The 25,458-nt window shown below is 67.9% G+C and carries 21 protein-coding genes and 1 tRNA gene; 4 read left to right on the top strand and 18 right to left on the bottom strand.

Annotated features, from left to right (window positions below; translation table 11 throughout):
* Position 1: 1 nt before the first annotated feature.
* The 17 genes from QLH51_RS07780 to QLH51_RS07700 all read right to left on the bottom strand — a co-directional run bounded on the left by QLH51_RS07780 (position 2) and on the right by QLH51_RS07700 (position 17,148).
* Positions 2-196, bottom strand: coding sequence for a hypothetical protein (locus tag QLH51_RS07780; RefSeq protein ID WP_125657435.1), 195 nt, complete (start codon positions 194-196; stop codon positions 2-4).
* On the bottom strand, positions 193-1,599 hold the full coding sequence (murC, locus tag QLH51_RS07775; protein ID WP_125657433.1) for a UDP-N-acetylmuramate--L-alanine ligase: 1,407 nt from the start codon (positions 1,597-1,599) through the stop codon (positions 193-195). Before murC ends, QLH51_RS07780 begins: the two co-directional genes overlap by 4 nt.
* Complete coding sequence (gene murG / locus QLH51_RS07770) at positions 1,596-2,741, bottom strand: undecaprenyldiphospho-muramoylpentapeptide beta-N-acetylglucosaminyltransferase (RefSeq protein ID WP_125657430.1); 1,146 nt, start codon at positions 2,739-2,741, stop codon at positions 1,596-1,598. Before murG ends, murC begins: the two co-directional genes overlap by 4 nt.
* Positions 2,738-3,970, bottom strand: a complete 1,233-nt coding sequence (locus QLH51_RS07765; protein WP_125657427.1) for an FtsW/RodA/SpoVE family cell cycle protein — start codon at positions 3,968-3,970, stop codon at positions 2,738-2,740. The genes murG and QLH51_RS07765 overlap by 4 nt, the downstream gene beginning before the upstream one ends.
* Positions 3,967-5,349: a UDP-N-acetylmuramoyl-L-alanine--D-glutamate ligase gene (gene murD / locus QLH51_RS07760; protein WP_206429000.1), complete on the bottom strand. Its 1,383-nt coding sequence runs from the start codon at positions 5,347-5,349 to the stop codon at positions 3,967-3,969. The genes QLH51_RS07765 and murD overlap by 4 nt, the downstream gene beginning before the upstream one ends.
* Positions 5,346-6,416, bottom strand: a complete 1,071-nt coding sequence (mraY, locus tag QLH51_RS07755) for a phospho-N-acetylmuramoyl-pentapeptide-transferase (RefSeq protein ID WP_125657424.1) — start codon at positions 6,414-6,416, stop codon at positions 5,346-5,348. Before mraY ends, murD begins: the two co-directional genes overlap by 4 nt.
* A complete protein-coding gene (locus QLH51_RS07750) occupies positions 6,416-7,804 on the bottom strand; it encodes a UDP-N-acetylmuramoyl-tripeptide--D-alanyl-D-alanine ligase (protein WP_206428999.1) in 1,389 nt (462 codons plus the stop codon). Before QLH51_RS07750 ends, mraY begins: the two co-directional genes overlap by 1 nt.
* Entirely contained in the window at positions 7,788-9,203 is a 1,416-nt protein-coding gene (locus tag QLH51_RS07745; RefSeq protein ID WP_125657421.1) for a UDP-N-acetylmuramoyl-L-alanyl-D-glutamate--2,6-diaminopimelate ligase, read from the bottom strand. The genes QLH51_RS07750 and QLH51_RS07745 overlap by 17 nt, the downstream gene beginning before the upstream one ends.
* Positions 9,200-10,915 carry a peptidoglycan D,D-transpeptidase FtsI family protein gene (locus QLH51_RS07740; protein WP_125657419.1) on the bottom strand — a complete coding sequence of 572 codons (1,716 nt, stop codon included), beginning with the start codon at positions 10,913-10,915 and terminating at the stop codon, positions 9,200-9,202. Before QLH51_RS07740 ends, QLH51_RS07745 begins: the two co-directional genes overlap by 4 nt.
* Entirely contained in the window at positions 10,912-11,493 is a 582-nt protein-coding gene (locus QLH51_RS07735) for a hypothetical protein (protein WP_125657416.1), read from the bottom strand. Before QLH51_RS07735 ends, QLH51_RS07740 begins: the two co-directional genes overlap by 4 nt.
* A complete protein-coding gene (gene rsmH, locus QLH51_RS07730; protein WP_125657414.1) occupies positions 11,493-12,443 on the bottom strand; it encodes a 16S rRNA (cytosine(1402)-N(4))-methyltransferase RsmH in 951 nt (316 codons plus the stop codon). The genes QLH51_RS07735 and rsmH overlap by 1 nt, the downstream gene beginning before the upstream one ends.
* The gene (locus QLH51_RS07725; protein WP_164516140.1) at positions 12,440-12,907 is read right to left on the bottom strand and encodes a division/cell wall cluster transcriptional repressor MraZ; all 468 of its coding nucleotides are present in this window, start codon (positions 12,905-12,907) and stop codon (positions 12,440-12,442) included. The genes rsmH and QLH51_RS07725 overlap by 4 nt, the downstream gene beginning before the upstream one ends.
* Positions 12,908-13,386: 479 nt before the next feature.
* The gene (locus tag QLH51_RS07720) at positions 13,387-13,629 is read right to left on the bottom strand and encodes a hypothetical protein (RefSeq protein WP_206428998.1); all 243 of its coding nucleotides are present in this window, start codon (positions 13,627-13,629) and stop codon (positions 13,387-13,389) included.
* Positions 13,630-13,679: 50 nt separating this feature from the next.
* Entirely contained in the window at positions 13,680-14,672 is a 993-nt protein-coding gene (locus tag QLH51_RS07715) for a cysteine synthase A (protein ID WP_125657408.1), read from the bottom strand.
* An 84-nt stretch (positions 14,673-14,756) separates the two neighbouring features.
* Positions 14,757-15,548: a LysR family transcriptional regulator gene (locus tag QLH51_RS07710; RefSeq protein WP_125657405.1), complete on the bottom strand. Its 792-nt coding sequence runs from the start codon at positions 15,546-15,548 to the stop codon at positions 14,757-14,759.
* The gene (apaG, locus tag QLH51_RS07705; RefSeq protein ID WP_125657402.1) at positions 15,545-15,943 is read right to left on the bottom strand and encodes a Co2+/Mg2+ efflux protein ApaG; all 399 of its coding nucleotides are present in this window, start codon (positions 15,941-15,943) and stop codon (positions 15,545-15,547) included. Before apaG ends, QLH51_RS07710 begins: the two co-directional genes overlap by 4 nt.
* Entirely contained in the window at positions 15,940-17,148 is a 1,209-nt protein-coding gene (locus QLH51_RS07700) for a trans-sulfuration enzyme family protein (protein ID WP_125657399.1), read from the bottom strand. Before QLH51_RS07700 ends, apaG begins: the two co-directional genes overlap by 4 nt.
* 119 nt (positions 17,149-17,267) lie before the next feature.
* On the opposite strand from QLH51_RS07700, the gene QLH51_RS07695 reads away from it, so the two are divergent.
* From QLH51_RS07695 to QLH51_RS07680, 4 genes are all read left to right on the top strand, one after another.
* The gene (locus QLH51_RS07695) at positions 17,268-18,128 is read left to right on the top strand and encodes a hypothetical protein (protein ID WP_125657396.1); all 861 of its coding nucleotides are present in this window, start codon (positions 17,268-17,270) and stop codon (positions 18,126-18,128) included.
* Between the two features lie 49 nt (positions 18,129-18,177).
* Positions 18,178-19,941, top strand: coding sequence for a single-stranded-DNA-specific exonuclease RecJ (gene recJ, locus QLH51_RS07690; protein ID WP_125657393.1), 1,764 nt, complete (start codon positions 18,178-18,180; stop codon positions 19,939-19,941).
* 66 nt (positions 19,942-20,007) lie between these two features.
* Positions 20,008-20,082, top strand: a tRNA-Glu gene (locus QLH51_RS07685).
* 98 nt (positions 20,083-20,180) lie between these two features.
* Positions 20,181-22,058, top strand: a complete 1,878-nt coding sequence (locus QLH51_RS07680; protein WP_125657390.1) for a DUF6538 domain-containing protein — start codon at positions 20,181-20,183, stop codon at positions 22,056-22,058.
* Positions 22,059-22,154: 96 nt separating this feature from the next.
* On the opposite strand, the gene QLH51_RS07675 is transcribed toward QLH51_RS07680, so the two are convergent.
* Positions 22,155-25,136, bottom strand: coding sequence for a MobA/MobL family protein (locus QLH51_RS07675; protein ID WP_164516139.1), 2,982 nt, complete (start codon positions 25,134-25,136; stop codon positions 22,155-22,157).
* Positions 25,137-25,458: the final 322 nt, after the last annotated feature.

Genomic DNA, 25,458 nt, shown 5'->3' with positions numbered 1-25,458 from the left:
GTCATTTTCCTGCGCCCCAGAAGCGCGCCCACGCGGTCCACGCCTCTGCCTGCGCATCGGCGATCTGCTTGCCCACCTCGGTCATGTCGCGCGTTTCGGCGGTGTCGAGCAGCTTTCTGGCCGCGTCGAGCTGCGCCTGCTGCGCGCGCAGGATTTCGCGCTGCATCTCGATCGCCGTGGAGAACCAGTCGCTCATGCCAGCTTCGCTCCGATCGCAGCCGGCAGGCCGGCGGCGATCTTCGTGATGTCGCCCGCGCCCAGACAGACGATCAGGTCGCCGTCCTGTCCATCCGCCGCCAGCGCGGTCGCCAGCGCGTCCTTGTCGGCCGCGACCTGTGCCGAGCGGTGGCCGCGCAGGCGGATGCCGTCGACCAGCGCCTCGGCGCTCACCCCCTCGACCGGGGTCTCGCCCGCGGCATAGACGGGCAGGACATGGACCGCATCGGCATCGTTGAACGCCTGTGCGAACTCGTCCATCAGCGCGCCCAGTCGCGAATAGCGGTGCGGCTGGACCACGGCGATCACGCGGCCGCCGGTAGCCTCGCGCGCAGCGGAGAGGACGGCGCGGATCTCGACCGGGTGATGGCCGTAATCGTCGATCACGGTCATGCCCGCGACATCGCCCACGCGGGTGAAACGGCGCTTGACCCCGCCGAACTTGGCGAACCCCTGCGCGATCGTCGCGTCGTCCAGCCCCAGCTCGACCGCGACGGCGATCGCCGCCAGCGCGTTCTGGACATTGTGGCGGCCGGCCATCGGCAGGTGGATGCCGGCGATGGTGCGGGCATTGCCGTCGCGATCGCGGACCACGCAGTCGAAGCGATTGCCGTCGCGACCCGCCGTCACCTCGACCCCGCGAATGTCGGACTGGGCGGAAAAGCCGTAGGTCACGATGCGCCGGTCGCGGATGCGCGGGATCAGCGCCTGCACCTCCGGGTGATCGAGGCACAGGATCGCGGCACCGTAGAACGGCACGTTCTCGATGAATTCGACATAGGCGTCCTTCGCCCGGTCGAAGCTGCCATAATGGTCGAGATGTTCGGGATCGATGTTGGTGACGACCGCATAGGTGCCGTCGAGGCGCAGGAAGCTGCCGTCGCTCTCGTCGGCCTCGACCACCATCCAGTCGGACGCGCCGAGCCGCGCGTTCGAACCATAGCTGTTGATGATGCCGCCGTTGATGACGGTCGGATCGACCCCGCCGGCATCGAGCAGCGCGGCGATCAGCGAGGTCGTGGTCGTCTTGCCATGGGTGCCCGCGACCGCGACGGTCGATTTGAGGCGCATGAGTTCGGCGAGCATCTCCGCACGGCGCACCACCGGGATGCGCTTCGCCAGCGCATGGTCGCGTTCGGGGTTGCCGGGCTTGATCGCGGTCGAGGTGACGACGACCGCCACACCCTCCACATTCTCCGCCTTGTGGCCGATATGCACGTCGATGCCGCGCGCGCGCAGGCCGTCGACGACATAGCCCTCGGCCACGTCCGATCCCTGAACCTTGTAGCCGAGATTGTGCATCACCTCGGCAATGCCCGACATGCCGATGCCGCCGATGCCGACGAAATGGATCGTGCCGATATCGGTCGCGACACCCTTCACGCAAATACTTCCTTCTGCCGTTTGACGGGGGCGACCTTGCCCACCTTCGCCCTGGGTGCGTCGATGCTTTCGACCAGATCGGCGAGGTCGCGCACCGCGAACGGCCGGCCGCAGCTGCGCGCGCGGGCGGCGGCATTGGCGAGCGCTGCCGGGTCGAGGCCGAGCTTCTGGATCTGCTTGGCCAGTTCGGGCGCGGCGAACTGCGCCTGCGGGATCGAACGCCCGCCGCCGGCGGCCACGATCTCGCGGCAGTTCGCGGTCTGGTGATCGTCGGTGGCCGAGGGCAGCGGCACGAGGATCGCGGGACGACCGGCGGCGGTCAACTCGGCGATGGTCGAGGCACCGGCACGGGCGATGACGACATGGCTCCATGCCAGCCGGTCGGGCAGGTCGGGCAGATAGGTCGCGATCTCCGCCGGAATGCCGTGTTCGGCATATTTGGCGCGCACAGCGTCAATATCCTCGATCCGCGCCTGATGCGTCACCTGCATCCGGCGGCGGAAGGCGACGGGCAGCAGCGCGAGGCCGTCGGGCACGACCTGGCTGAGGATGCTCGCCCCCTGGCTGCCGCCGGTCACCAGCACGCGGAACAGGCCGTCCTCGTCCAGCGCGGGATAAGGCCGTTCGCGGAGCGCAAGGACGCTCTCGCGCACCGGGTTGCCGACCAGATGCGTCTTGGGGACGTGCTTGTCCTTCAGCCGGTCGACGCGTTCGTAGCTGGTGGCGATGGCGTGGACGCTGCCCGCGACCAGCCGGTTGACCCGGCCGAGCACGGCGTTCTGTTCGTGGATGATCGTCGGCACCTTCTGCGCAAAGGCCGCCAGCAGCGCCGGGAGCGCGGGATAGCCGCCGAAGCCGATCACGGCTGCGGGGCGGAACGTCTTGTAGAGTTCGATCGCCATCGACCGGCCGGCCAGCATCTGTCGCCCGGCCTTCATCCAGCCGATCGGCCCGCCGCTCAGGCGCCCGGCGGGCAGGACATGGGTCTGCACGCCGTCGAACAGGTCGGGAAAGCGCACGCCGCGCTCGTCGCTGACCAGTGCGACGCGGTGCCCGCGTCGGGTCAGTTCGGTCGCCAGCGCCGCGGCGGGGACCATATGCCCCCCGGTGCCCCCGGCGGCGAGGACATAGTGCTTGCTCATTTCGCTGCGCTCCAGCGCTGTGGGCCGTAAGGTGAGCGGCTCAGATACGGGTTCCGGCGGGTGAAAGCGAGCAGCAGTCCCATGCCGATCGACAGCGCGATCATCGAAGACCCGCCGTACGAGATGAACGGCAGCGTCATTCCCTTCGACGGGGCGATGCCGACATTGACCGCCATGTTGATGAGCGCCTGCGCGCCGAACTGCAGCGCCAGGCCTGCGGCGGCGAGCAGCTTGAACGCATCCTCCTCGTCCAGCAGGCGGACGAAGACGCGCACGACGATGGCGAGGAAGATCAGCGCGATGATGGCGCAGGCGATCAGGCCGAACTCTTCGCCGACGACCGCGAAGATATAGTCGGTATGCGCCTCGGGCAGCTTGAACTTGACGCGACCGCCGCCGGGGCCGGTGCCGACCACCCCGCCCGCCGTCAGCACGGCATGGGCCATGTCGACCTGATAGCTGTCGGTCGCGGCGCTGGCGGGATCGGGGAACAGGAAGCCGTCGATGCGGACGCGCGCGGTGCCGTAGAAGGTGTAGGCGGCGGCGATCAGCCCGACGCCCGCAGCACCGAGGATCGCCATCGTGCGCACCGGGATGCCCGCGATCACCAGCAGCGCCGCCCATACGCCGCAGAAGATCACCGTCTGCCCGAAATCGGGCTGGAGCATCAGGCAGCCGGCGATGACCGCGGTCAGCGCGCCGGTGACCCACAGCATCGGCAGCTGCGGGTCCTTCGCGCGCAGCGACAGCAGCCAAGCGGTCGTGACGATGAACATCGGCTTGAGGAACTCGGACGGCTGGAACTGGCCGACGCCGAGGTTGATCCAGCGCCGCGCGCCGTTCGCCTCCACGCCGACGAACGGGGTCACCATCAGCGCGAGGAGCAGCACCGCGGCGCCGAGCAGGCACAGCCGCCGCGCGAGCGTGACCGGCAGCATCGAGACGACGATCATCACCGGGAAGGACAAGGCGATCCACCCCGCCTGTCGCCAGAAATACATCATCGGCGGCACGGTGACGTCGCCACCCGAATAACGCACCGCCGAGGCAGGCGATGCGGCTGCGACCGCGACAAGGCCGATCGCGATCAGCACCATCGCGATCAGCAGCAGCACCCGGTCGACCTCGCGGAACCACGCGCCGACCGGTGAGCGCGCGCTGCGACCCTGCAGCGTCTCCACCCGTTGCCGCAGCGCCCGGACGTCGCGCCCGCGTACCGTATCGGTCATTGCAATGCCCCCACCGCCGCCGCGAAGGCGCGTCCCCGCGCTTCGAAATCGCTGAACTGATCGAACGACGCACAGGCCGGCGACAGCAATACGGTATCGCCCGGCTGCGCGGCTGTCGCGGCCATTTTTACGGCGTCGTCCAATGTGTTGGCGATGGTGACCGGCAGGTCGGGTGCCAGCAGCCCGGCGAAGCGTTCGGCGGCGGTGCCGATGGTATAGGCGTGGACGACGTTGCCGAAGCCGGGACGGCAGGCATCGAGGTCGTCGGACTTGGCGAGGCCGCCGACGATCCAGTGGATGCGCTTGAACGCGTTGAGCGCAGGCGCGGTCGAATCGGGGTTCGTCGCCTTGCTGTCGTCGATCCAGGCGACGCCGTTCACGTCGGCGACGTGCGCCATGCGGTGCGGGAGGGCACGGTAGCTTTGCAGCCCGGCGCGGATGGTATCGGCGGACAGGCCGAGGGCTTCGCAGACGGCGATGGCGGCCAGCGCGTTCTGGGCATTGTGCGGACCGGCGAGCGCGGGGCCATGAGCGGGGGCGTCGGCGGGCACGGCGATGCGGATCGCGTGCGGCAGGGTGTCGGCGATGGCGGTCGAAGCCGCGTCGCCGGTGCCGACGATCGCGATGCGACCGGGCGACTGCATCGCGAACAGGCGGGCCTTCGACGCGGCATAGGCGTCGAACCCCGCATAACGGTCGAGATGGTCGGGGGTGACGTTGAGCAGCACAGCGACGTCGCAGTCGAGGCTGCGGGTCAGGTCGATCTGGTAGCTCGACAGTTCGAGGACATAGACGCCGCCCGCCGGCAGCGGGTCCTGCGCGAGGATTGGCAGGCCGATATTGCCGCCCATCCGCGTCGGCACGCCGGCCTGTTCGAGGATGTGGTGGATCAGCGCGGTGGTGGTCGACTTGCCGTTGGTGCCGGTGATGCCGACGACCCTGTGCGGGGGCAGGTCGGCGCGCGCCTGCGCGAAGAGTTCGATGTCGCCGATGATCGGCGCGTCGCCGGCGTGCTGGGCGATCGGGTGGCGGTTCAGTGGAACGCCCGGCGACACGACCACGCCATCGAAGCCGGTGAGGTCGATCGAGAGCGGATCGGCCAGGATCAAATCCTCCCCGGCACGGGGAGGGGGACCGTCCGCGGGACGGTGGAGGGGGGTGGCCACGGACGGGGTCGCTTGCGGCACTCCCCCTCCACCAGCCTGCGGCTGCTCCCCCTCCCCGCGAGCGCGGAGGATTTGGTGGCGCTTCGCCTCGTCACCGTCCCACGCCACGACCCGCGCACCACCGGCAAGCAGCGCGCGCACCGTCGCCGCGCCGGAACGGGCGAGCCCCAGCACCGCGAACCGCTTCCCCGCCCAGGCGGCAGCGACAATCACCGCAGCTTCAGCGTCGAGAGGCCGGCCAGCGCCAGCACGAAGGCGATGATCCAGAAGCGGATCACGACCGTCGCCTCGGCCCAGCCGAGCTGTTCGAAATGATGGTGGATCGGGGCCATGCGGAAGATGCGCTTGCCGGTGCGCTTGTACCAGAACACCTGGATGATGACGCTCAGCGCCTCGACGACGAACAGCCCGCCGATGATCGCCAGCACGATTTCATGATGCGACGACACCGCGATCGCGCCCAGCGCGCCGCCCAGCGCAAGGCTGCCGGTATCGCCCATGAACACCGCCGCCGGGGGCGCATTGTACCACAGGAACGCCAGCCCGGCGCCGACGATCGCGCCGCAGAACAGCGCGAGGTCGCCCGCGCCCAGCACGTGCGGAATGCCGAGATACGCCGCGAATTTCGCGTTGCCGACCATATAGACGATCAGCATCAGCGCGACCGACGCGATGATGACCGGCATCGTCGCCAGCCCGTCGAGCCCGTCGGTCAGGTTCACCGCATTGCCGAACGACACGATCGTGAACGCGGCGAAGACGATGTAGAACGGCCCGAGATCGATCGCGACGCCCGAGAAGAACGGCACGTACAGCATCGTGCCGGTCTGGCGGATGATGATCCAGCTGGCGATGCCGGCGATCAGGAATTCGAGCAGCAGCCGCACCCGGCCGGAAACGCCGGCGGTGCTGGCCTTTCGCACCTTGTCGTAATCGTCGAGGAAGCCAATCGCCGCAAACCCCAGCGTCACGAACAGGCAGGCCCAGACGAACGGGTTGGCGAGGTCCATCCACAGCAGCACAGACGTGGCGAGCGACGTCAGGATCATCAGCCCGCCCATGGTCGGCGTGCCGCGCTTGGCGAGGTGGGTCTGCGGCCCGTCGACGCGGATCGGCTGCCCCTTGCCCTGTCGCACGCGCAGCCAGCCAATGAAGCGCGGGCCGATGATGAGCCCCAGGAACAGCGCCGTCGCCGTCGCCGCGCCGGTGCGGAACGACAGGTAGCGAAAGAGGTTCAGCACCCCGGGAAAGCCGAGATATTCGGCGAGTTCGTACAACATCAGTCCTGGCCCCACAGGTCGGCGACGACCCGCGCCAGCCCCACCCCGTTCGATCCCTTTACGAGTACCGCATCGCCCGGCGCGATCAGGGTCGCAAGGACCTGCGCGGCGGCGGCGGCGTCGGGCACATGGACGGTTTCGATGCGGCCCTCAAGCGCCTTGGCGAGCGGAAGCATCCCCGCCCCCACCAGTACGGCGCGCGAAACGCCCGCTTCGTCGATCGGGACCGCCAGCGCGGCGTGATAGGCGTCGGACGACTCGCCCAGCTCGCGCATCTCGCCCAGCACCGCGATGCGGCGATCGGCGCGTTCGGCGGCCAGCACCTTCAGCGTCGCGCGCATCGATGCCGGGTTGGCGTTGTAGCTTTCGTCGATCAGCAGCGCGTCGCCGCCGCCCAGCCGAACCTGCCGCCGCGCGCCCCGTCCGGCCAGACCGGCGAGATCGGCGAGCGCGAGGCCGGCGACGCCCAGGTCGCCGCCGATCGCATCGACCGCCGCCATCACCGCCAGCGAATTGGCGACCCAGTGTTCGCCCGGCGGGGCGAGGGTATAGCTGACCTCGCGCGCGCCCAGCCGCGCGGTGACGAAGCTGTCGCCGCCCGACAGGCGGACATGTTCGATCGCGCGGACATCGGCCCCCTCACGCAGGCCGAAGGTGACGATGCGGGCGGCATGCGGACGCGCGGCGGCGATCAGCGTGTCGCGATGCGGGCTGTCGAACGGGACGATCGCGATGCCGCCGTCGACCAGCCCTTCGAAGATCTCGCCCTTGGCGCGGGCGATCGCATCCTCGCCGGTGAAGAATTCGGTGTGGGCGGGGGCGATGGTGGTGACGATCGCGACTTCGGGGCGGACCAGCCGGGTCAGCTTCGACAGCTCGCCCGCATGGTTCATGCCCATTTCGAACACCGCCGCCTGCGTGTCCGCCGGCATGCGGGCGAGGCTCAGCGGCACGCCGGTATGGTTGTTGTAACTCTTGACCGAACGATGCGCGGCCCCATGGGTAATCCGGTCGAGCGCGGCGAACAGCGCTTCCTTGGTTCCCGTCTTGCCGACCGATCCGGTCACACCGATGATCCGCGACGCGGTGCGCGCGCGCGATGCGGTGGCGAGCAGGTTCAATGCCGTGGTGGTGTCGTCGACCAGTACGTGCGGGCCATCGACGGCACGCGACACGATCGCCCCCGCCGCCCCTTGCGCGAACGCCTGTGCCGCGAACCGATGACCATCGGTCGCCTCGCCCGACAGCGCGACGAACAGGTCGCCCTGCCCCACTTCGCGGCTGTCGAACGCCACGCCGCTGGCGGTGAAGTCTGCGGAAGCGACGCCCCCGGTCGCGGCAGCGATCGCAGCCGAGGTCCAGAGCGGCCCGTCAGCCCGCACAGTCACGCGCCACCTGCACGTCGTCGAACGGCAGGATCATGTCGCCGACGATCTGCCCCTGTTCATGGCCCTTGCCCGCGATCAGCACGATGTCGCCCGGCTGCGCCATGTCGCAGGCGGCACGGATCGCGGCGCGGCGGTCGCCGATCTCGGTCGCGTTCGGGGCACCGGCCAACACCTGTGCGCGGATCTGCGCGGCGTCTTCGGTACGGGGATTGTCGTCGGTGATGATCGCCACGTCGGCCCGTGCCGCGACGACTTCGCCCATCGGTGCGCGCTTGCCGTTGTCGCGGTCGCCGCCCGCGCCGAATACGACGATCAGCCGCCCCTCCGCATGCGGGCGCAGCGCGGCGATGGCCGCCTCCAGCGCGTCGGGGGTATGGGCATAGTCGACATAGACCGGCGCGCCGTTCGGCAGGATCACCGCGCGCTCCAGCCGCCCGCGCACCGGCTGCAACCGGGCCAGCCCCGCCAGCGTCGCCGCCAGCGTGCCGCCGGTCGCCAGCACGAGGCCGGCGGCGGTCAGCGCGTTGGCCGCCTGATACGCGCCGATCAGCGGCAACTGCACCTTGTGCGTCGTACCCTCCGCCTCGATCGTCAGCGCCTGTCCCAGCAGGCTGGGGTCGCGGCCGACCAGTTTCAGCGTCTCGCCATGTTCGCCGACGGTGATGAGCGCGTTGCCGCGCACCCGTGCCAGATCCATCACGCGGTCGGCATGCGGATCGTCAATCCAGACCACCGCGGTGCCGTCATCGGCCAGCACTTCGGAAAACAGGCGCAGCTTGGCGGTCAGATAGGTCGCCATGTCGCCATGATAGTCGAGGTGATCGCGGCTGAGATTGGTGAACGCCGCCGCGCGCACCGGCAGCCCTTCGGTGCGGTATTGCGACAGGCCGTGGCTCGACGCCTCGAACGCGACATGCGTCACGCCCTCGCGCGCCAGCCCCGCGACGTTCGACAGGAAGGTGACGATGTCGGGCGTGGTCAGCCCGGTCGTGACGCGTTCGTCGGCGGTGGTGACGCCCAGCGTGCCGATCGACGCGGCGTGATGGCCCTGCATCCGCCACAATTGCCGGACCATCTCGACGGTGCTGGTCTTGCCGTTGGTGCCGGTCACCGCGATGCAGGTCGGCGGGAACGGCGCGAAGAAGGCGGCGGCGGCGCGGGCAAAGGCTTCGCGCGGATCGCCCGCGGCGATGTGTACCGCGCCTTCGACCACCGCTTCGGGCCGGGCGACGACGGCGATCGCCCCGGCGGCGATGGCGGCGGGAATGAAGTCCTCGCCATTCACCCGGGCACCTTCGAACGCGCCGAAGATCGTGCCCGGTGCGACCTTGCGATGATCGATCGCGAAGCCGGTCACCGTCTGCGGTTCGTCGCCGCCCGTGATCGTCCCTAATTTCATTCCACGTTCGCCAGCTTCTTCGCATCACCCGGCGCGTGCCACAGCAGCCCGCGCAATCCGGCGATGTCGATATCGGCATTGGCGTCGGGAATCACCCCCAAGAGCGGCCCGGTGCGCGAAATCACCCGGCTGACCACCGGCGCGGCGGTCCATGCGGCGGTGGTGAAGCCGAAGGTTTCCTTCGTACCCCTGGGGCTGTCGAGCATCGCGATCACGACATAGCGCGGGCGATCCATCGGGAACACGGCGGCGAAGGTCGAGACATTGACCTTCTTCGAATAGCCGCCGCCCGCGCCGACCGTCTCGGCGGTGCCGGTCTTGCCGCCGACGCGAAAGCCCGGCGCCTCGGCCTTGCGGCCGGTACCGTCGGTGACGATCAGGCGCAGCAGCCCGCGCATCTTGGCGCTGGTGGCTTCCGAAAACACCCGGCTGCCCGCCGGCGCCTGACCGGGCTTCAGCTTCAGCATGGTGGCCGGCCGCCAGATGCCGCCATTGACCAAAGCGGCATAGGCGCTGGCAAGGTGCAGCGGGGTGACGGCGATGCCGTGGCCGTAGGCGGTGGTCATCGTCGTGGTCCGACCCCAGTAATGCGGCCAGATGGTGCGCGATTTTTCCAGCTCGATATCGGGCGCGCTGTCGAAATGCAGCGCGCGGAACAGCTTTTCCATGCGCGCCTGCCCCATTTCGTCGGCGATGCGCGCAGTGGCGATGTTCGACGAATGGACCAGCGTCTCGGGGATGTTCAGCCAGCGCTTCTGCGCATGGTCGTCGCGGATGCGGAAGCCGCCGACGGCCAGCGGCTGCGTGGCGTCATAGCGCTTCGACAGCGACGGGGTGACGCCGGTGTCGAGCGCGGCGGCCATGGTCAGCGGCTTGAACGCCGAGCCCAGCTCGTACACACCCTGCGTCACCGTGTTCATCTGGCCGGTATTCGCGGTCACTTGGTTCGGGTTGAACGTCGGCAGCGAGGTCATGGCGATCACCTCGCCGGTGTCGCTGTCCAGCACGATGCCGCCGGCGCCGCGCGCCTGGAACACCGCCATCGCATTGGCGAGTTCGCTTTCCAGCGCCGCCTGTACGCGCAGGTCGAGGCTGAGCGCGACCGGGCGGCCCCGCTCGGCCGGGTCGATCAGCCGGCCGTTGAGATATTTCTCCATGCCGCGCACGCCGCGCCCGTCCATGTCGAGATAGCCCAGCGCATGTGCCGCCATCGCGCTCTGCGGATACAGCCGCTCGGGTTCGCGGCCGAGCGCGATGCCCGGCTCACCCAGCGCGTTCACCGCCTGCACCAGTTCGGGCAGCGCGCGGCGGCGCAGATAGACGAAGCCACGATCGAGGTTCAGCTGCGCATAATAATAGGCTGCGTCGTGATCGGGCATCAGCGCGGCAAGCTGCTGCGCGAGTTGCCGCTTGTCGCCGATCACCTTGTCCGGGCGCACCGCGATCGACCATGCGTCGATGGTGCGCGCCAGCGGTGCGCCGTTGCGATCGACCAGATCGCCGCGCAGCGGCACCAGCGCCGCCTCCGCCGCGATCGCCGAGCGCGGCTCGGCCGCGACCGCCAGCAGCATCAGCCGCGCGAGGACCACCGTGACACCCGCCGCGAACAGCAGCATCAGCACCATCAACCGGTAATGGGCGATGTTGACCAGCGTATGCCGGGCGCCATCGGCACGTTGCTGGTTGAGGGGGGGCGCCACGACGACGATCACGGCCGCGCGGCTTCCCTGCGCGCCGAACGCGCGAGGTCGGCCATCGTCGCGTCGCTCAGCAGCGTGCGGTCAAGCATCGCCACGGCGCGCGCCTTGGCCGGCACGATCGCGGCGGTGCGCACCGCGCCGACCGGCTTCACGGCGGGCTGGCGCTGCTCCACCTTGCCCGGGGCGGCGGCGGGTGCGGGAGTCACGGCAGCGGCGGCGAGCGTGGGTTCGGGCATCGCCGCCATTTCCATCGGCGCGGCGGGCACGACATAGGCGAGCGCGAGATTGCCGCCCTCGGTCCGGCCGGGCAGCGACGCCAACTGATGTTCGCCGCCGACATATTGTTCGGCCCGCGGCGCGGCGAGCGACAGGACGTCGCCGTTCCAGCGCTCGAGCTGCGCCATGTTCGCGCGGGTATCGAATTCGGTTTCCAGCGCGCGGATATCCTTGCGCGCCTGCACGATCGAGCGTTCGACCGCCTCGACCCGGCCCCGTTCCGCCGCCCCTTGCGAGATGACGAGGTAGAAGGCCGGCGCCATCACGCCGACCGCCACCAACTTACCCAGGGTCCCGAACCCGAACGTCCCCATCACATCGCACTCCCGTTCGAACGCCACGGCGCCGCAGCCGTGCGAAGCCCCACGCGCAACGTCGCCGAACGCGCGCGCGGATTGACCGATACTTCTTCGTCACCCGGCCGCACCGCCTTGGCGATGTCGGCAAAGCTCGGCGCAGGCCCCTGCGCCACGACCGGGCGGTGGCGCGACCCGGCGGGCATCGCCCCGCCGCGCTCGCGCAGAAACCGCTTCACGATCCGGTCCTCGAGGCTGTGGAAGCTGACCACCGACAACCGCCCGCCCGGGCGCAACACCCGCTCCGCCGAGTCGAGCCCGGCGGTCAGCTCGCCCAGTTCGTCGTTCAGGTGGATGCGAATCGCCTGGAACGCGCGGGTCGCCGGGTCCTTCTTCTCGTGCGGACGATGGCCTAGCGCGCGGCGGACGACCGCGGCCAGTTCGCCGGTACGCGACAGCGGCCGCGCGCCGACGATGAAGTTCGCGACGCGGCGATGGCGCGGCTCCTCGCCATAGCGGTCGAGCACGTCGGAAATCTCGGCCTCTTCGGCGGTGTTGAGCCATTCGGCGGCGGTCAGCCCCTCGCGGCTCATCCGCATGTCGAGCGGGCCGTCATATTGAAAGGAAAAGCCGCGATCGGCCTGATCGAGCTGCATCGACGACACGCCGATATCCATGATGACGCCGTCGACCGCGTCAATGCCGCGCGCCGCCAGTTCGCCCGCCATCGCCGAAAACGGCGCACGGACCAGCGTCAACCGGTCGCCGGCTTCGGCGAGCAGCGGCGCGGCGGCCTCGTGCGCGGTCGGATCGCGATCGAACGCGACGACGTTCGCACCGGCGGCGAGCATCGCGCGGGTATAGCCGCCCGCGCCGAAGGTCGCGTCTACATGACATTCGCCCGGCCGGATCGCCAGCGCGGCGACCGCTTCGGTCATCAGGACGGGGATGTGCGGGGCGGCGGTCATTGCAGCCCCTTTTCTTCCATCAGGAACTCGCACAGCTCGCGCGTGTCGGCGTCGATCTCCAGATCGGCGATCAGCGTGAACGGGTCCCAGATGTTGAAGGTGTCGCCGCGCCCGTGGAAGAACGCCCATTTGTCGATCTTCGCCCGGCGGCGATAGAAGGTCGGCAGCACGAAGCGGCCGGCGCTGTCGAACGGCGCGGTTTCGAGGTTGCCGAACGCCTTGCCCGCGACGTTATAGTCGGTGTCGGCATCCTCGTCGCTGCCCTGCGGACGGCGCGAATACAGCAGCCGGGGCCATGCGGCGTCGAAGGCGCTGAGGCAGACATGCTTGCCGTGACGCTTGAGCAGCAGTTCGCGGGAGTCGGCGTTCTTCTCCAGCACCGAGCGCAGCTTGGCAGGCACCGCGACGCGACCCTTCGCGTCGACCGCCTGTAGCCCGTAGCTCAGGTAGAGTTCCCTCTCCAACACAGCCCCTGTTCGGTCACGCAGGAGAAGCGTCGCCCGCCGGCAAATACGCGCCGGGCGGTGTGATTTCGACGATCCCAGGACCTGCCCCCTGTGACGTCCAAGGCGTACCAAAACACAACATGGGTCACAATGGGAGAAGTTGGGTGAGAGTGGGAAAATCACCCACTGGAACGTCGCTTTGTGGGATGTACGTTGTTTGTTCGCCAACCTTCCGCGTCGGATTTTTGGTACGGGGATGGGAACGCCCGCTACCGGGGTGGGTGCGGGCGGTAGCGAGTGGGTTTGGGGGGCGGACCGCGCGAATCTCGCTGCGTCACCTGTCAGGCAAGGGGTACGCCAAACCGTCACCCCGGCGAAGGCCGGGGTCTCTCACGGCGAACAGACCGCGCTGTTACCGGGAGACCCCGACCTTCGCCGGGGTGACGCTTGTCGCCATGTGGTCCGTCGGAAGTTTCAGGCTATCGGAACGATGGCGCTCAGCGCGCTTCCGGCACTACCGCGTTGGCGCCCGGCGCGGCGCCGGGGGAGATGCCGAGCTCGGCCAGCGGTTCGTCGGGATTGCCCGGTGCGGCCAGATTCGCCAGCGCGACATTGGCCTGTTCCTCGACCGTCGCGACATCCTCGCCGATCGGGGCCTCGTCGATCGCCGAGCGGAACAATGCGCTTGCCAGCACGATCAGCAGCACGACCAGCACCAGTCCGGTCGCACCGACGCGCAAACGTTGCAGAAGCTGGGATTGATCGGAGCGCGGCACCATCAAGGGCGGTGTTACGCGCAAGTCGCCCCGCTGTCGACCGCCAACCCCTTCGCCGCCAGCCATGCCGGATCGTAGAGCGTCGAGAGGTAGCGGAAGCCGGTATCGCACAGGATCGTCGCCACGCGGCTGCCCGGTCCCAGCTGCCGCGCGAGCAGCACCGCGCCCGCGACGTTGATGCCCGACGACAGGCCGAGGCACAGCCCCTCCTCCGCCAGCAGCCGGCGGACCCAGACCATGCCTTCCTCGTCCGACACGCGGAACTGGGTGTCGACCGGCGCACCTTCCAGATTGGCGGTGATCCGCCCCTGCCCGATCCCCTCGGCGACCGAGGTGCCTTCGGACCGCAACTCGCCATGAGCATAATAGTCGTACAGCGCCGCACCATGCGGGTCGGTCAGCGCGATGGTGACCGATTCGTCCTTTTCCTTGAGGCCGAGGCCGACGCCGGCCAGCGTGCCCCCGGTGCCGGCCGCACAGGTGAAGCCGTCGATCCGCCCGCCCATCTGCTCCCAGATTTCGGGGCCGGTGCCGACGATATGCGCGCGGCGGTTGGCGATGTTGTCGAACTGGTTCGCCCAGATCGCGTTCGGCGTCTCCTCGGCGATGCGGCGGCTGGTGTGGACGAAATGGCCGGGGTTCGAATAGGGCGCGGCAGGGACCAGCACCAGTTCGGCGCCCAGCGCGCGCAGCGTGTCCATCTTCTCGCGGCTCTGCGTCTCGGGCATGACGATGATCGTCTTGTACCCCTTGGCATTGGCGACGAGCGCGAGGCCGATGCCGGTATTGCCCGCCGTCCCCTCGACGATCGTCCCGCCGGGCCGGATCAGCCCCCGCGCCTCGGCATCCTCGACGATGAACAGCGCGGCGCGGTCCTTCACGCTGGCGCCGGGATTGGCGAACTCGCACTTGGCGAAGATCTCCGCCCCGGCCGCCTCGCTCGGCCCCTTCAGGCGGACGAGCGGGGTGTTGCCGATCAGGGCGAGCGTATCGGGAGCGGTGTGCATGTCGATCAGATGGCCCGCCGCGCCCGCCGGGGCAAGCGCGGCGAGCGGTAGAATGGATTGGCGGGCGGCAAAGATGGCTATGCGCTACCCCGCCAGCGCATCCACCAGCGCCTTCACCTTCGCCTGGCGCCATTGCGGCAACGGCGCGACCAGCCAATAGCCCAGCCGCCCGGACTTCGGATCGCCGACCACCGCGACGCGGTCTGCCGCAATGTCGTCGCGGGCCAGCAGTTCGGGGACGGTCGCACGGCCGAGGCCGGCCGCCGCCGCGTCGATCGCCAGCCCGGCATCCGCCACGCGGACCAGCGCGCTGGCATCCTCGGGCGAGCAGCCGGGCCAGCCGATACGGGTGTCGGCACCGCCGCCCGCCCGTTCGATCGTGACCATGCCGTCCGACTCGAGCGCCTCGCCCTCATGCGCGCCCGGTCCCTCGCCCCAGCGGATCGCGAGGTCGAGATTGGCTTCGGTGAAGTCGAGCGCATCGTCCGCCGCGACCAGCGCGAAGCGCAGCTCGGCATCGGCCGCGGCGATGCGCGACAGGCGCGGCAGCAGCCATTTCTGCGTCAGGTCGCGCGGCGCGGCGATGGTCAGCGACTTGGAAGACTGGCCCGCCTGCATCGCGCGGACCGCTTCCTCGAACTGCAGGAACCCGCCGCGCAACGCGACCAGCCCCGCCTCCCCCTCCGGCGTCAGTTCGAGGCCGCGGGTCGTGCGGCGGAACAGGACGACGCCCAGCGTGTCCTCCAGCGCGCGGACCTGCTGCCCGACCGCCGCCGGGGTCACCGCCAGTTCGTCGGCCGCACGGGTGAACGACAGGTGCCGCGCGGCGGCGTCGAGCACGCGCAGGCCGTTCAGCGGCAGGTGCGTCCGCTTCATGCGCCCACCGCCGGCGCCAGCAGCGCGAAGCGGGGGATGGCGACGTCGAAGGTCGCGCCGTCGTCGGCCAGCATGTGATAGCTGCCCTGCATCGCGCCGGTGGGGGTCGAGAGCGGACAGCCCGAGACATAGTCGAAGCTGCCGTCCGGTTCGATCACGGGCAGTTCGCCGATCACGCCTTCGCCCTCCACGCTGTGCCGTTCGCCGCGCCCGTCGGTGATGATCCAGTGGCGGGTGAGCAGCTGCACCGTCCGGTCCGATCCGTTCTCGATACGGATATGATAGGCCCAGAACCAGCGTCCCTGCTGCGGCTGCGACTGTTCGGGCAGATAGGTCGCCGACACCCGCACCACGATGCCATCGGTCGTCGCCTCGTGCGGGAACAGCGCCTTCATAGGGCGACCGCGCGCAATGCCTGATCGAGGTCGGCGATCAGGTCTTCGGGGTCTTCGAGGCCGACGTTGATGCGGATCATCCCTTCGGAAATGCCCATCTCGATCCGCTTGTCCTCGGCCACGCCCGAATGGGTGGTCGAGGCGGGATGCGTCATCAGCGAGCGCGAATCGCCGATATTGTTCGAGATATCGATCAGTTGCAGCGCGTCGAGCAGCCCGTGCGCCTGGGCGCGCCCACCATCCAGCTCGAACGAGAAGATCGGCCCGGCCATCCTCATCTGCCGCATCGCCAGCGCGTGCTGCGGATGGCTGGGCAGGCCCGGCGCGTTGATCCGCGGGACGCGACCTTCGAGGAAGCCTGCGACCTTCAGCGCGTTCTCCGACTGGCGGATGACGCGCAGGTCGAGCGTCTCCAGCCCTTTCAGCACCACCCATGCGTTGAACGCGCTGAGCGTCGGCCCGGTGTTGCGGGTGAAGGGCAGCAGCACGTCGTCGACGAACGCCTTCGTCCCGCAGACCGCCCCGGCAAGAACGCGGCCCTGCCCTTCCATCAGCTTGGTCGCGCTATAGGCGACGACGTCGGCCCCGAAGTCCATCGGGCGTTGCAGCGCGGGGCTGGCAAAGGCGTTGTCGACCACCGTCACGATGCCGCGCTCGCGCGCCGCCGCGCAGATCGCGGTCAGATCGGCGATGTCCATCGTCGGGTTGGCCGGCGTCTCGAAGAACCAGACCTTCGTGTTCGGGCGGCTGGCGTCGATGAACGCCTGCGTATCGCGCGCGTCGACGACGTCGGTCCCGATCCCGAACCTGGGCAGCAGGGAGTCGGTCAGCCAGCGGCACGAGCCGAACGCCGCACGCCCGCCGACCAGATGGTCCCCCGCCGACAGCTGACACAAGAGCGACGCGGTCATCGCCGCCATGCCGGTCGCCATGGTGCGACACGCCTCCGCCCCTTCGAGCAGGGCGATGCGTTCCTCCAGCATCTCGACCGTCGGGTTCTGCAACCGCGAATAGGTCATGCCGACCTGATCGCCCGCAAACCGCGCCGCGGCGTCGCCCGCGCAGTCATAGGCATAGCCCGAGGTGAGGAACAGCGCCTCCGACGTCTCGCCATATTCGCTGCGCGCGGTGCCCCCGCGCACGGCCTGCGTTGCGGGACGCCAATGGGCGGTAATGCTGCGGTCTTGTCCGGTCTTGCGCTTCATGGGCACGGTCTTTGCGCGTTCGGAAGACAAATTTCCAGTGCGGGTTGGCGCCACCGGGCTTTGCATATGCCCGACGTTCATGGTTAGTTGCCGGGATCGGACGGGAACGGGGAAAGCATATGCGGCATGCGGTTCGGATGACGGGGCTTGGTGCGGCGCTGCTGTGCGGCACCGCGAACGCGCAGACGCCGCCGCCCGCCGCGCCGCCAACTTCGGAGATCGTCGTCACCGGCCGCGTCGCCCTGACCCGGGACGAGGCCCGCACCTTCACCAACAGCATATCGGTGCCGATCGACCGGCAGCTCGCCCGGCTGGGGGTGACGGCCTGCCCCCGCGCGATCGGCTTCCCGCCGGCGATCGCCGCCGAGATCGAGGCGCGCATCCGGGCGGTCGCCGCGGCGATCAGGCTGCCGGTCGGCAAGGCGGACTGTCGCGGCAACATCGCCATCATCGGCGTCGACGATGGCGCGGGCCTCGTCCGCGCACTGGAAAAGACGCAGAGCCCGCTGGTCTACGGCCTTCCCGGCACCCTGCTCGGCCGGCTGCGCACGATGCAGGCGCCGGCGCGCGCATGGTCGCTGGTCGAATTGCAGAACGAGGACGGCATACCCGGCCTGACGCCGGTCGGCGCGCTATGGGCCAATCTGGAGGTACGCCGCGCCTCCTATCTCGCCCCGCCGACGCAACAGGCGATCCAGTTTTCGGTGGTGGTGCTCGAATGGCCCGCGCTGCCCGGCAAGACCACGACGCAGATCGCCGACTATGTCGCGATGCGCACCTTTGCCCGCACGAAACCGGTAAGCGGCGCGGGCAAGGTCGGCACGATCCTGTCGCTGTTCGAACCGGACGGTGCCCCGCCGCCGTCGATGACCGCCACCGACCTCGCCTATCTCCACGCGCTCTATGCCCGCTCGGCGCCGCAATATGCCCGCCAGCAGGTCCGCGAGATCGCCGCCAGCCTCGAGAAGGCAAGCCGGTAGGCTGCCAAGCCGCTGGACCCGTGCCGACCGCGCGCCTAACAGGGCGGACATGCGTTCCGTACTCAATGTGCATCGCTCGATCCTGGGGCAGCCATGGCGCTGGCGCGGGCTGGAGGGCGATGTGTGCGACGAAGGGTTCGTCGCCGACGATCTGGTCACCCGTATCCTGCTGGCGCGCGGTTGTCCGCGCGAGGGGCTGGTCGCGCACAAGGCGCCCAGCATCCGCGAATTCATGCCCGATCCCTCGATCTTCCGCGACATGGACCGCGCCGCCGAACGCCTCGCCGACGCGGTGATCGCCGGAGAGGCGGTCGCGATCTTCGGCGACTATGACGTCGACGGCGCGACGTCGTCGGCGCTGCTGGTGCGGTTGCTGCGCGACCTCGGCCTCGCCGCCCGCCCCTATATCCCCGATCGGCAGCGCGAGGGGTACGGCCCCAACGCCCCGGCGATGTTGCGGCTGGCGCAGGAGGGCGCGACGCTGATCGTCACAGTCGATTGCGGCGCGCAGGCGTTCGAGGCACTGGCAGCGACGCGCGATGCCGGGGTCGACGTGCTGGTCGTGGACCATCACCAGTGCACCACGGCGCTGCCCCCTGCGCTGGCGATCGTGAACCCCAACCGATTGGACGAAGGCGATGGCGCGGCGCACGGCCATCTGGCGGCGGTCGGGGTCGCGTTCCTGCTGGCCGCCGCGCTGGTGCGGACGCTGCGCGCGCGCGGCTTCTTCGCCGGGCGGGCCGAGCCCCGGCTGCTCGACCTGCTCGACCTCGTCGCGCTCGGCACCGTTGCCGATGTCGCGCAACTGCGCGGGCTGAACCGGGCGTTCGTCGCGCAGGGGCTGAAGGTCATGGCCGGACGGCGCAACATCGGCATCGCCGCGCTGATCGAGGCTTCGCGGCTGACCCGCGCGCCTACCGCCACCGATCTGGGCTTTGCGCTGGGGCCGCGGATCAATGCCGGCGGGCGGGTGGGCAAATCGGATCTCGGCGTCCGGCTGCTGACGACGCAGGACCCGGAGGAAGCCCGGGCGCTGGCGGCCGAACTCGACCGGCTGAACGAGGAACGCCGCATGATCGAGGGCGATGTGCAGGCATCGGCCGACCTGTCGGCACGGGCGCAGGACGCGCGCGGCTGCGTCGTCGTGTCGGGGCGCGGCTGGCACCCCGGCGTCATCGGCATCGTCGCCGGGCGGCTGAAGGAAAAGCTCGGCCGGCCGGTGCTCGTCGTTGCCGTCGACGACCATGGCGTCGGAAAGGGATCGGGCCGTTCGATCCCCGGCGTCGACATGGGCGCCGCGATTCTCGCCGCAAGGGAACTCGGGCTGGTCAGCGCGGGCGGCGGCCATGCCGCGGCGGCGGGCGTCACCGTGGCGGAGGACGCGATCCCCGCCCTCGCCGACTTCCTGCACGAACGGATGGCCGGGGCGGTCGAACGCGCGCGCGAGGACCGCGCGCTGCTGGTCGATGCGGTGCTGGCGCCGGGCGGGGTCAGCCCGATGCTGATCGAGGCGCTGGAGGCCGGCGGCCCGTACGGCATGGGCTGGCCCGCGCCGCGGGTGGCGGCCGGGCCGGTGCGGATCGTGAAGGCCGATATCGTCGGCAACGGCCATGTCCGCGCGATCGTGACCGGCGACGACGGGCGCGGGTTCAAGGGCGTGGCGTTCCGCCAGGCCGAAACCGATCTGGGCCGCGCGCTGCTGGGCGCACCGCCGCACCGCCGCCTGTGGCTGGCGGGTCGTGCGAAGCTCGACGACTGGGGCAGCCGCCCCGCCGCCGAACTGCATATCGACGATCTCGCCTGGGCCGATTGACGCATTTCTGCAAAAGGGTGTTGACCGATCGGGCAAGCTCGCCTAACCGGCCCTCCACGCCATGACGGCCCCTTCGTCTAGCGGTTAGGACGCGGCCCTTTCACGGCTGAAGCACGGGTTCGATTCCCGTAGGGGTCACCAGCCTCCGCCTAAGTGGCGGATTTCGGCGGATAAGCAGCAAAATCAACGCTTCGGTAGGCACCTTATGCTACGAAAAGGTGCTACGAATGAGGCGTCGCATGACTCACTCCCATCGTCGGAAGGCGTCGAGTAACAGCTATTTCCGCATGGATGTTCCGAAGGACATCCGCGATCTGGCTGGCGTCACGTCGTGGCAGCGCAGCCTTGATACCGCCGACCTGACGCTGGCCGAGGCGCGCCGTTCTTCATACGCTGCTCACTACAAGGGAGAGATCATCCGCCTGCGCGCGCTGAAAGCCGATCGCAGGCGCCATAGCGCCGCCAGCCTGGTCGACGAGGCGCTGACGCGTCTGGCGCGCTTCTTCGGTTCGATGGACAGGGCGATCGCTGCCGAATTGACGAGGGTGGCGACGATCGTCCGCTCGTCCTGGAGCAACGAACATGCGCGCGCAGTCGAACTCCAGCATCTTGCCGAGTCCTATACCGGCTATAGCGATGATGAGCCGGTGCCGATCCCCGCCATTGATACGGAGCATGCACGCCAGATGTTCCGCGTCCGCGCGGAAGTATTCGAGGGCAAGGACCTTTCGACCGATGGTCTGGTGTATCAGGAACTCGCACGCGCCCTGCTGGTCCGCGGCGTCTATGAACCACTGCGCTTCGTCATCGGCTACCTGCCATATCTCGTTCCCAGGATCGATCTGTCGAACAAGGGAGATTATGACGCGATTACCCAAGCGTATCTGACCCGTCTCGCGGATCACGACTTCTCTTCCTACTGGCCGGACGGCATCCGCGAGGCGCTGGCACCGATCGTGGCGCCCATCGCGCAGCCGGACGATCATCCTCCTGCTGCTGTCTCGGTCCCGCCGCGAATCGTAGCAGGACCGACGTTAAAAGAGGCGTTCGACGCGTGGGTGGCTAATCGCGGCAGGACTGGCCGCGACAAGACGACCGACGAGTTTCGGCTGGCTATAGCGCGGTTCGAGGAAATCTGCGGGACCTCGGATGTTACGCTCATCACCACCGAGATGGTGGAGACATTCGCCGCCACTGTCGCAAAAATGCCCGCTCGTGCGAAGAAGGACGTCGCCACTCTGCCGATCCTCGAACAGATCGCCCGTGCGGAGCGGGACAAGCTACCCACATTACAGGCACCGACCGTGGGCAAGCAGGTCGCCGGCATCCGATCTGTGCTGGCCATCGCGAAAAGGAAGAAATGGATCGCATTCAATCCGGCGACCGACATCGCTGTGGCAGGCGCCAAATGGCAGGGCGACGAGCGCGACCATTTTTCCGATGAGGATATGCGACGCATATATACGTCACCGCTGATGACCGACCCGGATGCATGTAGCGACACGATGTTCTGGATTCTGTTTCTGGCTCCATTCCATGGCTCACGCCCGGGTGAGCATTGCAAACTCAAGCCGAACGAGATCGTGCAGGAAGAAGATGCGTGGGTCATGCGCTTCCGCCGTGACCGGCCCGGCAAGTTCGATAAGGCCGATCCGACGTCGATGCCGCGTCGCCAGAAGACGCGGCATTCGGTTCGCGACGTGCCGTTACATTGGATCGTGCTGGAAGGCGGCTTCCTGGATTACGTTGCGCATCAGCGCAATCTGGGTGCCGAATGGCTGTTCAACGACCTGAAGGTCGACAGCTATGGCGATCGCTACAAGCTGCTCTCCAACGAGATCAACCGAGCCCTCCGTCGCATCGGCATCGACGCCGCGAACAAGGCGTTCTACTCGACGCGCCATACGATGAAGCGCGAAGGCCGTCGTCGGCGCATCGACAGGCAGAGCCTGGATCAGATCGCCGGTCACGCAAGCTCGCACGTCGGCGATCGATATGGTCAGGGCCTGCCCATCGAAATTCTGAAGGAGGATATCGACCGGCTCGAATTCCGCAGCGTGCCGTGGGACGCCGTGGTTGCATGCGCTCGGACACGCGTCCGTCGCCTGATCGGGTAAAGCCGGCCCGGCTTCGCTCCCGACGCTCGATCGCTCGTTCAAAGGCTCAGGACGGCAAATGGACCGACATTCTGAGATGTTAAGCCGAGAGGCCATTTAGCGCGATTTCTGTCCGGCTTGCTGATGCAATCTCCGCAGGATCATCTCCGCTTCTGCATCGTCGAGCGGTCCTTTTGACAGCATGGGTGGGGATCGATCGGGATCGACCCTCCTGACCATTTTCGATGGCTCGCCCTCCATCCGGTTTTGGTCAAGGGGCACGTAGGAAAGACCCGCATCGATCAAGTCACCCTCCTCCGCAGATCGTTGCTTCGTCGACGCAATGGGTGACACGTCAATCCCGGACGGGGCAACGTCGATCGCGGAGGCTACCGGGTTCCCACGCTTGATCCCGGCGCTGACGGCGTTCCTGACCTCGTCAGACGATCCCCAATGCTTATGCAATGTCCGCACGGATTTCGGCGCGGCCAGCAAGGCTGTCTCGAACTCGACCAGATTCGCGAAAACTGCCTTGCCGACCCACGTCGCAAGCCGCTTGATCTCAGCTTGCTGAAACCGATAAATCGCCATCAGCCGCGCCTGGGCACGCGCCTGCCCTTCCACCCCGAGCGCCGGGTCGCTTAGGGCGGCATCGAGAACCGGTGATCTGTAAGCGATATCTGCATCGCTGGGCATCCTGCTGACCGGCAACCGGTCCTCGCTGATCTTTGTCAGCAGGGTATCGAGCAATTGCCTGGCCGCCAACCTCCCAGGAGAAATCCGCCCCGGCCTACCCGAAACCTTGGTCAGAGTTGGAGTGACAAGAGGCCGCACGGTCTCGTTCGACGACGTGGCGCTCTGCCTATCAGCTTTCGGATCATGGCCAATCACAATCCCGGCTGAGCCAGCCGGGTCTAACGGCGGCTCAGTCGCATCCGCCCCGATAGACCGGCCGCGCGACGCGCCTAACATATGCGGGAGGGCGGCATCGGCGTTCACGGCGAGCGGGTCGGATATCGACGGGAGCGGAGTCTCTGCGAATTCCGTCGACCCAGCGGCGATCGTCGGTGGCAACGGGCTTTTACCGTGCGCGCCTCCAGTCGCCGCTATCGTGTCCGCTGCCCTGTCCTGCGGCAGCGGCGCCTGCGATAGCGTATTCAACAACATGGAGAGTTGCCGGATCTGATGCTCGAGCCGCTTCTCCTTTTCGGCAAGCCCGTTCGCGGCAAGTTCGAGTTGGCGGCGTTCGATCGCGCCAACCTGAGCGAAGTCGGCCAGATATGCCTCTGCATCCGCCTTGCGGCGAGCATAAGCCGTCACGTCCTTTCGGGCCCGCTTGGCCACGTCAGGCCCGGCCTCCAACATATCGCGACAATGATCGCGTACGAACTCGGCTCGCGAGCGACCCTTGCGCAGGGCAAACGCGACAAGATCGATCTCGAGACGCTGTTCCGATAGATTCGCAGCCTCGACCGAAATCCTGCTGCGAAGGCTCAGCACTGCGTCCAGTGTGTCACGATTCGGGGCATGCCGCCCCGCCTGCCCCGCCCGATCCAGCAAAGCGTCAAGCTCCGCCATGCGGTGCTCATGACGACGTCGAACCTGCTGTTCCTCGTCGTCCCAGATGGCGATGGCATTGCGATCCCCGACCGCGGTCGCGATGCCGATCTGCTCGGGCTTGTGATCGTGCCCTAGATGTTCGGTTTGCGTGCGCACCATGCCGCATTCGGCCAACGTCCCCGGGTGGAAACGCGTGGTCGTGTTCTTGCGCTCAAGGACCTTGTTAACCGACGCCGCGAATGCTTCGCGCAGATGTTTCGTGTATCCCCTGCCGACATCATCACGGTCGAACATCTGTCGTCCCTGCTGATCTTTCGCCCGCTTCGATTGCGATACCGCAACCAGTTTGCGCTGCCGATGCGGGTAGCGCGTGCGCACTTCACCGCGGTGTTGATGGGTTTCCGCAACCGCAAAATCCCATTGGCAATGTTCCGGCAGGAAGCGCGCCGGCCGATCGTGGGCGATCACATGCAAATGGTAGTTGCGGCGATCATTGTTCTCGTCGGGGGCGTGGATGACGGCAGTATACATCCAGCCGACCCACTGCCCTTGCTTATTCCTTTCGACCCGTTCGAGACCTGCGCAGAAATCGCGTACGATCTCGAGCCGTTCGGCGGGCGTCGCCTCGTGCGGCAACTCGGCAATCATGCGGGTCTGGACGCGGCCGTGCCGCACCTTGGCGGACACAGGAGGCTGGCGCTCGTCCCACGCGCCGACCGTCTCCAGCGCACGCATGAAGTTCTCGCGCTGATGCACCGGCACCTTGAATGACAAGGGTCTGAATGTCTTGTCGGGGCGGTCGGCAATGTGCCGGACGTAGCGATCTCGCTCCGTAAGAAGATGGCGATGCAGGTCACGATCGAGCACCGTGTCGGTCACCAGCCTATCCCACCACTCAGGGCATCTGGATGGGTCCGCGAGCAGTGTCGCACTATGCGTCTTGCGCTCATGATCATTGACCAGCGACCAGTAAGTCTGGCGTTCGATGATATCGTCGGAGATGTTGGACAACACCGCCAAATCGCCGCCGACCAGCGGCGCAGCGCCCATGCCATCGAGCTCGGGAACACCGAGCAGCGCCTGCGCTTCGTCACGGGTCAGGAGCGTGATGGAGCCGTGCTGTTCGACCGCATCCTCACGACTCAGATAAGCCTCCCGGTCCTGCGACACGACAGCCTCGGCAGCACCGTCACGCTCGACATAGACCGCGTGCTCGAACCCGGGTCCGCGACCGGAAAACGCGCCGCAACTCGTCTGGGCAGCAACGGCGCTCGGGTTACGACCCACGGTCTTCATCTCGAAGTGAAACGGCCTCGCGCCGGTGGGAGTCGACCGCTGGATCAATGGCGTCGGGCGGCTGAAACTGGGCGGCGTTGTGAAGCGGCTCTGGCGATGTGGCCGCCCCGTCTCGTTATTGATATCACGACCACGACGGGCCGCATTGTTCAAGCGACTTTCCTCTTCCTCGCGCCGACGCAGAAAGGCAGCCAGCTTGCTGTTCGCCGCCCCTGCCAAATGACTGATCGATGTCGATTGCACCGCTCGTGCCCTTCCCGTCGCAGAAGAAGTATACGCTCCCGCATAATGCTCCTGAAGCCCCCCCTCGCAACATTTCCAGGTGCCCACATCAGCGGCGTTTCTGACGGACGCTGGCATAGCCGCGCTTCAAGAAGCAGCTATGCCAAATCCGGCCCTCACGGGCATGCGGGAGGAAAGACAGCTATGCCAAAATCGACGATTTGTCATAGGGAAGATGTCAGGCGCAGTTCCGTAAAGCTGGGGGGCCCAGCTTTACTGTGTTGACCGACGTATGTGTCCAGTCACGGCGCTTCGCCTTGTCGAGCTCCTGTTTCTGCAGTCG

The organism is Sphingomonas sp. 2R-10 (assembly GCF_030062225.1).
In the GTDB taxonomy this organism is placed as follows: Bacteria; Pseudomonadota; Alphaproteobacteria; order Sphingomonadales; family Sphingomonadaceae; genus Sphingomonas.
Note: the sequence above shows the minus strand (reverse complement) of the source record. Positions and strands in the feature narration are given on the sequence as shown.

Coding starts and splice junctions, on each gene's coding strand:
- QLH51_RS07715 (WP_125657408.1), bottom strand. CDS start 14,672: ATGCACACCGCTCCCGATACGCTCGCCCTGATCGGCAACACCCCGCTC.
- recJ (WP_125657393.1), top strand. CDS start 18,178: ATGCGTTCCGTACTCAATGTGCATCGCTCGATCCTGGGGCAGCCATGG.
- rsmH (WP_125657414.1), bottom strand. CDS start 12,443: ATGACCGCCGCCCCGCACATCCCCGTCCTGATGACCGAAGCGGTCGCC.
- murG (WP_125657430.1), bottom strand. CDS start 2,741: ATGAGCAAGCACTATGTCCTCGCCGCCGGGGGCACCGGGGGGCATATG.
- QLH51_RS07700 (WP_125657399.1), bottom strand. CDS start 17,148: ATGAAGCGCAAGACCGGACAAGACCGCAGCATTACCGCCCATTGGCGT.
- QLH51_RS07765 (WP_125657427.1), bottom strand. CDS start 3,970: ATGACCGATACGGTACGCGGGCGCGACGTCCGGGCGCTGCGGCAACGG.
- QLH51_RS07780 (WP_125657435.1), bottom strand. CDS start 196: ATGAGCGACTGGTTCTCCACGGCGATCGAGATGCAGCGCGAAATCCTG.
- QLH51_RS07735 (WP_125657416.1), bottom strand. CDS start 11,493: ATGGGGACGTTCGGGTTCGGGACCCTGGGTAAGTTGGTGGCGGTCGGC.
- apaG (WP_125657402.1), bottom strand. CDS start 15,943: ATGAAGGCGCTGTTCCCGCACGAGGCGACGACCGATGGCATCGTGGTG.
- QLH51_RS07710 (WP_125657405.1), bottom strand. CDS start 15,548: ATGAAGCGGACGCACCTGCCGCTGAACGGCCTGCGCGTGCTCGACGCC.
- QLH51_RS07695 (WP_125657396.1), top strand. CDS start 17,268: ATGCGGCATGCGGTTCGGATGACGGGGCTTGGTGCGGCGCTGCTGTGC.
- mraY (WP_125657424.1), bottom strand. CDS start 6,416: ATGTTGTACGAACTCGCCGAATATCTCGGCTTTCCCGGGGTGCTGAAC.
- QLH51_RS07745 (WP_125657421.1), bottom strand. CDS start 9,203: ATGAAATTAGGGACGATCACGGGCGGCGACGAACCGCAGACGGTGACC.
- QLH51_RS07680 (WP_125657390.1), top strand. CDS start 20,181: ATGACTCACTCCCATCGTCGGAAGGCGTCGAGTAACAGCTATTTCCGC.